Annotated in this window: 11 protein-coding genes; 3 read left to right on the top strand and 8 right to left on the bottom strand. The window is 70.0% G+C overall.

What is annotated here, in order from left to right:
* Positions 1 to 37: 37 nt before the first annotated feature.
* On the top strand, positions 38 to 715 hold the full coding sequence (locus tag ACWDNU_RS12595) for an SDR family oxidoreductase (protein WP_449668902.1): 678 nt from the start codon (positions 38 to 40) through the stop codon (positions 713 to 715).
* A gap of 2 nt (positions 716 to 717) precedes the next feature.
* On the opposite strand, the gene ACWDNU_RS12590 is transcribed toward ACWDNU_RS12595, so the two are convergent.
* The 3 genes from ACWDNU_RS12590 to ACWDNU_RS12580 are packed head-to-tail and all read right to left on the bottom strand — an operon-like array spanning position 718 to position 4,508.
* The gene (locus tag ACWDNU_RS12590; protein ID WP_449668901.1) at positions 718 to 2,025 is read right to left on the bottom strand and encodes an amidohydrolase family protein; all 1,308 of its coding nucleotides are present in this window, start codon (positions 2,023 to 2,025) and stop codon (positions 718 to 720) included.
* A 30-nt stretch (positions 2,026 to 2,055) separates the two neighbouring features.
* On the bottom strand, positions 2,056 to 2,709 hold the full coding sequence (locus ACWDNU_RS12585; protein ID WP_370932864.1) for a response regulator: 654 nt from the start codon (positions 2,707 to 2,709) through the stop codon (positions 2,056 to 2,058).
* Entirely contained in the window at positions 2,706 to 4,508 is a 1,803-nt protein-coding gene (locus ACWDNU_RS12580) for a sensor histidine kinase (protein WP_449668900.1), read from the bottom strand. The genes ACWDNU_RS12585 and ACWDNU_RS12580 overlap by 4 nt, the downstream gene beginning before the upstream one ends.
* A 187-nt stretch (positions 4,509 to 4,695) precedes the next feature.
* Between ACWDNU_RS12580 and ACWDNU_RS12575 the strand changes: the two genes are divergently transcribed.
* A complete protein-coding gene (locus ACWDNU_RS12575) occupies positions 4,696 to 5,391 on the top strand; it encodes an ABC transporter ATP-binding protein (RefSeq protein ID WP_449668899.1) in 696 nt (231 codons plus the stop codon).
* Positions 5,388 to 7,658 (top strand): FtsX-like permease family protein, encoded by a 2,271-nt coding sequence (locus tag ACWDNU_RS12570; protein WP_449668898.1) that lies wholly within the window; start codon positions 5,388 to 5,390, stop codon positions 7,656 to 7,658. The genes ACWDNU_RS12575 and ACWDNU_RS12570 overlap by 4 nt, the downstream gene beginning before the upstream one ends.
* A gap of 329 nt (positions 7,659 to 7,987) precedes the next feature.
* Here ACWDNU_RS12570 and trmB read toward each other — a convergent pair whose 3' ends face one another.
* From trmB to ACWDNU_RS12545, 5 genes are all read right to left on the bottom strand, one after another.
* Positions 7,988 to 8,695, bottom strand: coding sequence for a tRNA (guanosine(46)-N7)-methyltransferase TrmB (trmB, locus tag ACWDNU_RS12565; RefSeq protein ID WP_449668897.1), 708 nt, complete (start codon positions 8,693 to 8,695; stop codon positions 7,988 to 7,990).
* A gap of 20 nt (positions 8,696 to 8,715) precedes the next feature.
* The gene (locus tag ACWDNU_RS12560) at positions 8,716 to 9,210 is read right to left on the bottom strand and encodes a hypothetical protein (RefSeq protein ID WP_370940615.1); all 495 of its coding nucleotides are present in this window, start codon (positions 9,208 to 9,210) and stop codon (positions 8,716 to 8,718) included.
* A 218-nt stretch (positions 9,211 to 9,428) separates the two neighbouring features.
* Positions 9,429 to 10,172 carry a hypothetical protein gene (locus ACWDNU_RS12555; protein ID WP_449668896.1) on the bottom strand — a complete coding sequence of 248 codons (744 nt, stop codon included), beginning with the start codon at positions 10,170 to 10,172 and terminating at the stop codon, positions 9,429 to 9,431.
* Positions 10,169 to 11,077, bottom strand: coding sequence for an ABC transporter ATP-binding protein (locus tag ACWDNU_RS12550; RefSeq protein ID WP_370932871.1), 909 nt, complete (start codon positions 11,075 to 11,077; stop codon positions 10,169 to 10,171). The genes ACWDNU_RS12555 and ACWDNU_RS12550 overlap by 4 nt, the downstream gene beginning before the upstream one ends.
* A 155-nt stretch (positions 11,078 to 11,232) precedes the next feature.
* The gene (locus ACWDNU_RS12545; RefSeq protein ID WP_449668895.1) at positions 11,233 to 11,979 is read right to left on the bottom strand and encodes a hypothetical protein; all 747 of its coding nucleotides are present in this window, start codon (positions 11,977 to 11,979) and stop codon (positions 11,233 to 11,235) included.
* Between the last annotated feature and the right edge of the window lie 17 nt (positions 11,980 to 11,996).

Raw genomic sequence — 11,996 nt, 5'->3', positions numbered from 1 at the left:
ACTGGCGAATCAGCCGCGGACGCCTACCGTGGCCGGTATGACCGACCTCCCGCTCGCCCTGATCACCGGTGCCTCCCGGGGCATCGGCGCGGCCATCGCGCACCAGCTGTCCCCGACGCACCGCCTCCTCCTGGGCGGCCGCGACACCGACGCCCTGGCGAAGGTGGCCGAGGAACTCCCCGGCGCCGAGCCCTGGCAGGTCGACCTCACCGACGCTGAGTCTTTGGCAGCCGCCGCCAGCAAGATCGACCGCCTGGACGTGCTGGTCCACTCCGCGGGAGTCGGCAAGATCGGCACTGTCGCCGACTCGCCGTCCTCGGTCTGGCGCACGAACCTCGAGGTCAACGTCATCGCGGTCGCCGAACTGACCCGTCTGCTGCTGCCCGCCCTCCGCAACGCGAACGGCCACGTGGTCGTGATCAACTCCGGTGCCGGTTACACCGCTCGCCCGGGCTGGGGTCCTTACGCGGCAAGCAAATTCGCCGTCCGCGCGTTCACTGACTCACTTCGTGCCGAAGAACCGGGCCTGCGCGTGACGTCGATCTTCCCCGGCCGCACTGACACCGACATGCAACGCGAAGCCCGCGCCCAAGAAGGCGGCGACTACGAAGCCGACAAGTACCTGCGTCCGGACTCCGTGGCGACGGCCGTGCTCACCGCCGTGACCGCCACCCCGGAAGCCCACTTCACCGAAATCCAGGTCCGTCCCCGCTGAGGTCAGGCGCGCAGCCGGGCGGCGGTGTCGGCCACCGTCGCCTGGATCTCGCGCCGGTCGACCCGAGTCGGCTCGGCCTCGGCGACGACCTGCTCCCCGGCGACCCACACGTCCCGTACCCGGCGCGAACCGGCTGCCCACACGAGGTTCGCCAGCAACTGCTCGTCCGGCACGTCCAGACCGGCGGCGAACGCCGGGTCGTCGAGGTCGACGTGCACCAGGTCGGCCCAGCGGCCCGGCTCCAGCACGCCGAGGTCGTGGCGGCCGAGCGCTTCGGCACCGCCGCGGGTGGCCATCAGGAACACGTCTTTCGCGGTCACCACGGTCGAATCGTCGTTGGCCAACCGCGCCAGCATCGCCGTCAGCTGCAGCTCTTCCCAGAGGTCGATGTCGTCGTTCGAGGCCGGGCCGTCGGTGCCGAGCCCGATCGCGACGCCGGCCGCGCGCAAGTCCTTGATCCGCGCGATGCCCGAAGCCAGCTTCGCGTTCGAGCCGGGGCAGTGCGCCATCCCGACCCCGCGCGCGGCGAAGATCGCGATGTCCTCGTCCGACAGGTGGATCGAGTGCGCGGCGAGCGTCCGCCCGTTGAACATCCCCAGCGAATCCAGCAGCTTCGGCACCGATCCGAACTCCTTGCGCTGCTCCAGATCCTCCGCCGCCGCCTCGGCGACGTGAATCTGCACCAGCGCGCCCCGGGCAGCCGCGGATTCCGCGGTCGCGCGCAGTCCGTCCGGGTTCAGCATGTACGCCGAATGCGGGCCGTAACCCAGCTCAATTCGCTCGCCGGGACCGAACCGCAGCCCGTCGGCGTCGATCCACCGGTCGATCGCCGCCAGCGTCGCGCGCCAGTCCATCCCGGGCAGCTCGATCACCGGCGGCGCGACGAGCACCCGGCCGCCGGTCGTCAGCACCGCGTCGACGAGCTGTTCGCCTTCGAAATACATTTCCGCACTGGTCGTCACGCCGTGCCGGAGCATTTCGACCGACCCGAGCAGCATGCCGGTGCGCACGTCGGCGGGCTTCAGCTTCGCCTCGGTCGGCCAGATGATCTCGCGCAGCCAGCGCAGCAGCGGCAGGTCGCCGCCCATCCCGCGCAGCAGCGTCATCGGGCTGTGCGCGTGCGAGTTCACCAAGCCGGGCAACAGGATTCCGGTCAGCCGGGTCTCCTCGCCGGCGAACTCCGGCGCGCTCGAAGCCGGTCCGACGAACGAAATCCGGCCCTCGTCGTCGACATCCACGACGGCGTCGCGGAGCAGCGAGCAGGACGGGTCGGCGGGCAGCACTACCGGGGCATGGAATCGACGCGACATAACGAGATAGTACGGGCGTGCCAGTAGCGGTTAATCCACTACGCCGCTACGCCAAGCCCAAGCTGCGATTTCCACTCGGTTACGCGCGCCGACTTTGCCCTGCACCGAAGCCAAATGCGTCTTGACCGTCGACAGCGACAGGAACAGCTCCGCGCCGATTTCGGTGTTCGTGAGCCCGCGGGCGGCGGCCTTCACCACGTCCATCTCGCGCGCGGTCAGCGGTTCCGACGGCGCCGGAGCCTCGCGCTTGGCCGTGGCGCCGCCGTCGAAATGCTTCAGCAGCCGCACGGTGATCTGCGGCGACACCAGCGCGTCGCCGCGGTCGGCCGCACGCACCGCCTCGATCAGCAGCGCGGGGCCGGCGTCCTTGAGCAGGAAGCCGCTCGCGCCGTTGCGCAGCGCGGTGTGCACGTATTCGTCGAGGTCGAAGGTGGTGACCACGACGACCTTCAGCGGGTCGGCGACCTCCGGCCCGGCCAGCTGCCGGGTGACCTCCAGCCCGTCGAGCCCCGGCATGCGGATGTCGAGCAGGCAGACGTCCGGGCGCAGTTCGCGCGCCTTCGAGACCGCGGAGATCCCGTCCGGCACGTCCGCGACCACCTCGATGTCGTCCTGGGCGTCCAGGATCATGCGGAAGCCCATCCGCACCATTTCCTGGTCGTCCGCGATCAGTACCCGGATCACCCGTCTGTCTCCCCGTTCGCCTCGAGCGGCAGCCACGCCTCGACCCGCCAGCCGCCGTTCGGCTCGCGGCCTGCCGAAAGCCTGCCGTGCAGCAGCGCGACGCGTTCGCGCATGCCGACCAGACCGTATCCGCCCGATCCGCCCGCCGGACGATGAGTCTGCCCGCTGCCGTTGTCGGTCACCCGCAAGTGCAGTTCGCCGCCCACGACCTCGGCCAGCGCGAGCGCCTCGGTGGCGTCCGAGGCGTGCTTGCCGACGTTCGTGAGCGACTCCTGGACCAGCCGCAGCGCTGAGCGGCCGACCTCGTGCGGCAGGTCCCGCGGGAGGTTGAGCTCCAGTTTCGTCGGCACGCCGTGGTTGCCCGCCTCGACGAGCCGGTGCAGGTCGGCGGCCAGATCGGTAGTTGCCTGCTCGTTGAACTCGCCCGAACCGGCCTGTGCGTCTCCGCGCATGCTGCGGACCAGGCGGCGCATCGCGGCGAGCGCCTCGACGCCCGCGTTCTCGATCCGGCCCATCGCCTCCAGCGCGAGCTCCGGGTTCTTCTCCCCCATCATCCGCGCGGCCTGCGCCTGCACGACGATCCCGGTCACGTGGTGCGCGACCACGTCGTGCAGCTCCCTGGCCAGCGCCATCCGCTCGGACGTCTGCGCGTCGGTGACCGCCGATTTCACCACCTGCGCGCGCTCGGAATCGCGGGAACGCAGGTAGAGGCCGATCGCGATGGCGATGCCGAGCAGCAGGACCGCGACGGTGGCGAGCATGCCGAGCGTCGCCGGGTCGGTGAGCAGCCGGCCGGTGCGGTACTGGCTGAAGTTCAAGATCGTGCCGACCGCGACCACGCCGGACAACAGCGCGATCCGCGGCCACGCCCGGGCGAGCGGCACCGCGCGCACGACGTTCACGACCACGCCGAAGGCGGCCACGATCTGGGTCGGCGGGATGCCGCCGAGCAGTTGGTAGCTGTGGCTGGGATGCAGGAACGGCGTCGCGAGCGCGGACAGCAGGAGGATCCCGGCCACCACCAGGATCGCGTCACGCGGGCGGCGCGGCGACAGCGCGGTCACCGCGGCGGCGCCGATCGAGCAGGCCAGCAGCGGGAAACCGCGGCTGCCGCTTTCGTAGGTGTAGCCGAATTCGATCAGCACGCCGACGCCGAGCATGCCGATCAACGGCCACTGGCCACGCACCAACTCGGTGAACCGGTGCATAGTGCGCAGGCGTTCCACCGTTGCCGGATCGCGTTCGCGGCGCGGGCGGCCGACCGCGCCGGTGATCACCGTCCCGACGAGGAACAGGAACCCGAACAGCAGGGTCTGCGCGATGCTGCTGCTGGACAGGTCGCGGTAGGAGCCGCGGCCGAAAGCCGCGGTGAGCGCGCCCATCACCAGCGCGCTGATCACCGCGAAGGCGACCCCGGGGCGGGCCCGGCGGGCGAGGAAATAGACCATCTCGATCCCGGCGACGAACTCGGTGACGGTCAGATTGGCCAGCACGCTGGAGTAGGTCGGGACGGCGAGATAGCGGATGACGAAGGTGCAGAACATCAGCGTCAGCGCGCCGAATACGCCCGCCACCGCCGCGCGTTTGCGGGCCCAGAACGCGCACGCCGCCATCGCGAAAACGCCGGGGAACAGGCCGAGGTCGACGAATCGCGGGCCGACGTTGTCGAGTGCCGCGTCGGTGACGAACACGACGTCGAACGCCAGCGCGGCGAGCAACACGAGCACGGACATGTCGAGGCGGCGGGCGAGTTCGGTCGCCCGCGCGGCAAGCGTTTTCGACGGCGGGGAGTGCGGCACACCGTGACGGTAGATGATTCGCGCCCGTGCGCACCTTGGCCACGTGGTTCGTCGCCATCGGCCGATCGGCCGATGGCGGCCACGCGGTTACCGGCCGTCTGCCCGAAGTGGACCTTTGCTCGAATCCGCGAAGCTGCCTTCCGTCGCAGTCGAAGACGAATGACGGAAACAGGGAGAGAGCTGGCGGATGACGAATCCACAGTGGAGCGCAGGACCGGTGTTGTCGGGGCGCGGGCTGGTGAAGCGCTACGGGCAGCAGCACGCGCTGGCCGGAATCGACATCGACGTCCAGCCGGGGGAAGCGATCGCCATCGTCGGCCCGTCCGGATCAGGCAAAACCTCGCTGCTGCACGTGCTGGCGGGCATCCTGCGCGCCGACAGCGGCGAAATCTGGTTGCAGGGACAGCGGGTCGACCAGTTCGGCGAAAAGCGGCGCAGCGAACTGCGGCGCACCGAATTCGGTTTCGTCTTCCAATCCGGAATGCTCGTCTCCGAACTGACCGCGGAAGAGAATGTCGCACTTCCGTCGCTGCTGGCCGGCGGAACTCGCGGCGAAGCGATTGCCGCGGCGCGGGAATGGCTCGGCAAACTCGGGTTGTCCGGCAAGGAAGCCCGCCGTCCCGGTGAGCTTTCCGGCGGCGAGGCGCAGCGCGTGGCGATCGCCCGTGCGCTCACTCACCGGCCGAAGGTGATCTTCGCCGACGAGCCGACCGGCGCCCTCGACACCCGCACCGGCCGCGAGACGATGGACGCGCTGCTGGCCGCCGCACAGGCGTCCGGCGCCGCTGTGCTCGTGGTGACCCACGACCGGGAACTCGCCGAATCGATGCCGCGCACCGTGGCGATCCGCGACGGCCTGATCGCGACGAGGCTCGCGGCATGAACCCCTTCCAGCTCGCCCTGCGGGTGCTGCGCGGCGACCGGCGGACCCGCACCTCGGCGATCCTCACCGCGGTCGGCGTCGCCGTCGCGACCGGGCTCGTCCTGCTGCTGGCGACCCTGCCGTACGCCACTCAGGCGCGCGAGCAGCGGGCGCTGTGGCAGAGCAGCGGCCGCTACGACTCCGGCCAGCAGAACGCCCTGCTCGTCAACTCCTCCAAGGACTACTTCGACGGCAAGCAGGTCGCCCGCGTCGACATTGCGGTCACCGGCCCGACCGATTCGCTGCGCCTGCCGCCGGGCATCCCGCAGCTGCCTGGCCCCGGCGAGACGATCGTGTCGCCCGCGCTCGGGAAACTGCTCAACTCCACTCCCGCTGACCAATTGGGGAACCGCTTCGGCAAGCCGGTCGCCGCTTTCGGCGACGAGGCGCTGCGGTATCCGGAACAGCTCGTCGCGCTCGTCGGGCACAGCACGCAGGAGATGCGGCCGTACGGGCACAAGGACCTGCCCGGTCAGGACGCGTTCCCGGCCGCGGCCTTCCCCGGGGGACAGGGGCATCCGGACGGTCTGCTGACGGTGTTGTCCTGGGTCGGCATCATCGTGCTGCTCGTGCCGAGCCTGGTGCTCGTCGCGTCGTCGGCCCGGCTGACCGCTGCCCGCCGCGAACAACGGCTCGCCGCGATCCGCCTTGCCGGTGCGACCCCCGGCCAGGTGACCGCGATGGTCGCCGCCGAAACGGGACTGTCCGCGGGCGTCGGCGCGCTGCTCGGCCTGCTGCTGAGCCCGGCGCTGCGCGGCTTGGCCACCTTCGTGCCGTGGGACGGCGGGACCTGGCTGGCGTCGGACTTCGCGCTGCCGGTCGGGCTGACCGTGCTCGCCGTGCTGCTGGTCCCGGTGCTGGTCGTGCTCGCCGGGGTGCTCGGCCTGCGGCGAGTGGTGCGCACGCCGCTGTTCGCGAGCGGCGGGCACACCGTGAAACCGTTGCGCTGGTGGCGGTTGCTCGCGCTGCCCGCTGCCGGATTGTTCTTCTTCTACACCGTTTTCGGCGCGCGGGGCGGCGGCAGCAGCAACCTGGTTCTGTTCGGCCTGTTGCTGGTGGTCGGTTCGGCGATGGTGGTCGGACCTTGGGTGACCTCAGCGGTCGGCGGCACGTTCGTGCGGGCCTGGCGGCGGCCGTCGTCGCTGCTGGCCGGACGTCGGCTGCGCAACGACCCGAAGGGTTCTTACCGGGCCTCGGCGGGGATTGTGCTCGCTGTGTTCACCGGGTCGATGGCGCTCACCCTGCTGCCGTCGATCGAATCCCTCGCTGGCGGCGGCCGCCAGTACGTGGACTCGGCGCTGTACGTCGACGTCACCGCGAACCGGGCTCCCGAGGCGACCGAGCGGACCAACGCAACGCTCGCGAAAGCCGGACTGTCCGAACGCGTCGTCCCGGTGGCCAGCGTCTACGTGATGCAGGGCGAGGGGAACTACCGGTCGATGCAGCGCGCCTACGTCATGTCCTGCGCCGACGCCGCCAAGCTGACCCGGCTCGGGATCACGCAGCAGGACTGCAAGCCCGGCGTCGGGCTGTACACGCCGTACCAGCTGGACACCGGCAATCTGCGGGTCGCGCGGTTCGGCGGCGACGACAGCACCGGCATCCCGCTCGGCGCGGTCAAGACGGGCACCTATCACCCCGAAAAGCACAACAGCTTCGGCGAATACGTGATCGACCCGTCCGCGGTGCCGGCCGGCATCAAACCGAGCCAGGTCACCCTGGTCGTGCCGACCGCTGAGGCGAACCGCGAGGCCGTGCGGACCGCGCTGGTGCCCAACGCGGTCGGTGAGGAGATCGGCAGCCGTGAGCAGTACCTCTACGGACAGCAAGTGCAGCTCAGCGACCTGCGCCGGGTCACCGTGATCGGCCTGATCGCGGCAGGCATCCTCGCCGGCTGCAGCGCCGCCGTCGCGACCGCAGGCTCGGTCATGGACCGCCGACGGACGTTCGGCGCCCTGATGGCGGCAGGCACGCCGGTGCGGGTGCTTTCCCGGGCGCTGCGCATGGAAGCCGCGCTACCGGCTTTGGTGGCGACCATCGGTGCGGGCGTGACCGGTGTCGTGGTGGGCCTGGGACTGTTCATGGCGACGATGGAACGGGGGTCGGTCGTGTTCAGCCCGTGGATCGCCGCACCGGTGGTGCTCGGAATCGGGGTCGCACTGCTCGGCGCGTCGGTCTGCACGCCCGCCCTGAAGCGGGTCCAGGCGGAACCACTGGCCGACGAATAGCTGGCGGCCGCCCCTCGTCGGGGGAGGGGCGGCACCGGGGGTGAAGGAAACGAAGGGCCGTTGCCGGGGATGGGAACCCGGTGACGGCCCTTCGTCACTTCGCTCGCTTCACCGACCGCCCAGCCTCGCGCGCCGCCAACCCGCCCCAATGCCACATTGGGTGCGCTCAACGCACCGAATGCCACATTGGGTGCATCTGACGCACCCAATGTGGCATTGGGGCGCTTCAGAGCAGAACCAGTGCATGGTCCCGCCGAGGTCAGGCCCAGCGCGTCAGCGCAAGATTCATCCGAGCCCAGGCTGCGATGGGCCCAAGAGCAAGCCCAAGATCAGCGCTTCTCGAAGATCAAGTCGTGCGAAACCCGCCCCTCCCGGTCCGCCCGCTGTTCGAACTTCGTCACCGGTCGCCACTCCGGCCGGGGTGCCCACCCGCCAGGCTCATCCGCATACCGGTTCCGCAGCGCAGGCTCCGCCGAGCACACCTCGAGCATCTGCTCCGCGTAGTGCTCCCAGTCCGTCGCCATGTGGAACGTCCCGCCCGGTGCCAGCCGGGACGCGATCAGCGCCACGAACTCAGGCTGCACGATCCGCCGCTTGTGGTGGCGCTTCTTCGGCCACGGGTCCGGGAAGAACAACCGCACGCCGGACAGCGTGCCGGGCTCGACATGGGACGTCAGCAGGACCACCGCGTCACCGTGCATCAGCCGCAGGTTCGTCACGCCGAGCTTCTCCGCGCGCAGCATCAACTGCCCGAGCCCAGGGTCGTACACCTCGGCGGCCACATAGTTCAGCTCCGGCGCGGCGGCGGCCAGCTGCGAGGTCGTCTCGCCCATGCCGGAGCCGATCTCCAGCATGACCGGCGCTTCGCGGCCGAACCACTCGGTGAAGTCGACCGGTCCGGCAGGCAGCTCGGACACCGTCCGGCCGAGCCTTGGCCAGTGTTCTTCCCAGGCTCGCTGCTGGCCGACGGTCATCCGTCCGCCGCGTTTGACGTAGCTGACCACGCTGCGCAGCCGTGGCTGGTCCTCGTTTTCCACGAAGACAACATACGGGCGGGTCAGCGGACCGCTTCGAACTCCCCGAGCCGGGAGCGCAGTCCGGCCAGTCCGGCGACCGCCACCGGCTCCGGGGCGCGGGCGGAATGCGCGGGCAGCACGTCGATCCAGCCGTCGTGCCGGTCGGTGTTCAGCACGGTCGTCGGGATGGAATGGCCGGACTTGCCGCGTTCGGACGGCATGAATTCCCAGTACCCGGATTCGCCGTCGGCCGCCCACGGCACGAACTCCCAGCCCATCCGCTTGCCGAGCAGCTGCGCCACCCGGTCCTCGATGCGGAAGCCGAGTTCGCGCGATTCGAGCCGTCCGCTCGCGACCGCGCGCAACCACCAGGGCGCGGGCAGTGAATCATCGGTTCCGCTCGCCCGCCGGTACAGCCCGAGCACCGCGTCCTCGGGGGCGCGGTGCACCCACGCCTGGCGCAGTTCGGCGGGCCGGGTCGCGGGCAGCGCGAATCGCGGCAGTTCGATCGCCTGGGACCATTCGAGGTCCAGCATCGGCTCGAGCCGGGGGGTCGGTACCGCAGCGTCGCGGGAAAGGAGTTCCTGATCAACGTCCACCGTCACGGTTCACCTCCGGAGAGCTGAGACGGGGCTCTGCTGTGAATATCCGTGGCTTTCCGACAGTATGTCCGCTCCCTGTGAGAGAAGCCACACCGGTTTACGTGAATTTAATCCGATTGCCCGCCACGCAATCGGGAATGTGCACGTGCAGGTCAGGCGTCCCGCCGATTCGCGGTCGCCACGCCCGCGGCGAACAACACCACGCTGATCGCCGCGAAATACGCGAGATAACCCCACGGGCCGAAAGGCGGTGACAGTTTCAGTGTCGTCCTCGTGAAATCGCCACCGGCGAACTGCGAGGCGGCGTAGAACGGCATCCACTGGTAGAGATCGCTGCCGATCTTGGGAATCAGCAGCACCAGGCCCTCGACCAGCTGGGTCCACACGAGCACGATCGCCAGCGTCAGCGCGGAACTGCGCAGCAGCAGGCCGACGCCGACGCCGAGCAGTCCGGTCAGCGCGAACGTCAGGATCTGGCCGAACACGATCCGCCAGTCCGCTCCGGAGTGCAGGCTGAGGTCCGCGTCCGGCCGCACGAGGTGCGCCATTCCCCACGAGCCGACGCCGGCGAGCAGGCCCAGCACCGCGCAGGCCGCGAACACCACGGCGCCCTTGGCGAGCAGCGCGGGCGTGCGCGTCGGCACTGCTTGAAAAGTCAACCGCAGGGTGCCCCAGCTGAAGTCGGCGGTCGCGGCGAGCACCGCCAGCACCAGCGCGACCGTGCGGCCGGTGCTCGTGGCGAGCTGAGTGTTGCTCACGTCCGCGGTGATTTCCGCTCCGGAAAGCCCGAGGAACAACGCGGTGAACGCGATCGGCGCGGCCACCGCGATCAGCGCGCACCACCACGGCGCGCGAGTGCTGAAAAGCTTGATCCGTTCCGCCCGCAGCAGATTCACCGCGCACCTCCACTGGTGAATTCGGCCGCCTGGCCGGTCAATTCGAGGTAGGCGTGTTCGAGCGAACCGGCCAGCGGGCTCAGCTCGTGCAGCGTGGCGCGCGCGGAGTAAGCCAGTTCGCCGATCGCGTCACTGTCCATTTCGGACACCAGGAACGCACCGGAATCCTCGGTGAAAACCGCGCGTGCTTCGGTGAGCGCTTTTCGCAGCGCGTCGGCGTGCGGCGTGCGCACCCGGACGCCGCGCGAACCGGCGCGGGCCACGAAATCGGCCATGGTGCCTTGATAGATGAGCTGGCCGCGGCCGATCACCACGAGATCCTGCGCGGTCTGCTCCATCTCCGGCAGCAGGTGGCTCGACACGAACACCGTGCGGCCTTCCGCGGCGAGCCCGTGCAGCAGCTGGCGCACCCAGTGCACGCCTTCGGGGTCGAGGCCGTTCACCGGTTCGTCGAACAGCAGCACCCGCGGATCGCCGAGCAGCGCGCTCGCGATCCCGAGCCGCTGCAGCATGCCGAGCGAGAACGTGCCCGCCCGCTTGCGAGCCACCGCGGACAGTCCGACGAGATCCAGCACCTCGTCGGCGCGCCGGTCCGGCAGCCCGTTCGTCGCGGCGAGGAACCGCAGGTGCTGGCGGGCGGTGCGGCCCGGATGCCGCCACGTCGCGTCGAGCAGCGCGCCGACCGTGCGCAGCGGATCGGACAGCTGCCGGTACGGCTTTCCCTCGATGTGCGCGGTGCCCGCGGTGGGCGCGTCGAGCCCGAGCAGCAGCCGCATCGTGGTGGATTTGCCCGCCCCGTTCGGGCCGAGGAATCCGGTGACGCGACCGGCTTCCGCGGTGAACGTCAGGTCCCGCACCGCGACGGTGTCGCCATAGGACTTGGTGAGTCCAGTCGCTTGGAGCACGCCGTCCCCCTTCTCGTGGACCCGAACTCTACCGAAACGAAAAGATCCGGGCCGCCCCCCGAAAGGCGACCCGGATCTTGTTCCCCTTTTCCCCTTTTCCCCTTGTTCGGCTGGTCCGGCCCCCGCCTGACTCGTCCGAACGCCCCTGTGGGTCTTTACGCGTCGCGCTTCTTCGCGACGCCGATCGCGATGGCCAGCAGCACCACGGCCACGCCGGCGAAGTAGGCCAGCGAGCCCCACTGCGACAGCACCGCGTCCGGCAGGCCCGGTCCTCGCGAGGAAGCCGAACCGCCGAGGAAGCGCTCCGCGACGTTGAACGGCATCCACTGGTGGATCTTCGGGCCGACCGTCGGGATCAGCTGCACGAGGCTTTCCACCGCCAGCACGTAGATCAGCAGCAGCGAGAGCGCCCCGGCGCTGTGCCGGATCAGCGTGCCGACCGCCACCGCGATGACCGCGGCGAAAGCGAACACGACGCCGACTCCCGCGACGTTGATCCAGTCCGCGGAGGTGTTCAGCGCCACCGAGTCCGACGGGCGGATCGCGTAGCCGAGCGCCCACGCGCCGAAGGCGGCGATCTCGCCGATCACGAACGACAGCAGCGCGACGACGGTGGCTTTGGCGACGAGCACCGAACCCCGGTGCGGCACCGCCTGGAACGTGGTGCGGATCGTGCCGAAGCGGTATTCGGTGGTCACCGCCAGTGCCGCCAAGACCATGATCACCGCGATGCCGAACTGGTGTCCGACCTGGGTGCTGGCGACGGTGAGCGGCTCCCCGCTCGGGGCGGCGCCCGCCATGAGGCCGGCGAATCCGATGGTGAGGGCCAGCGCGATGAGGGCACACCACCACGGCGACCGGGTGGTGAAGAGCTTGATGCGTTCGACCGCGAGCAAAGTCATGATGTTTCTCTTCCCAA

Source organism: Amycolatopsis sp. NPDC003676, assembly GCF_053587275.1.
The sequence above is the reverse complement of the archived record's forward strand: the minus strand, read 5'-3'. Positions and strand labels throughout refer to the sequence as shown.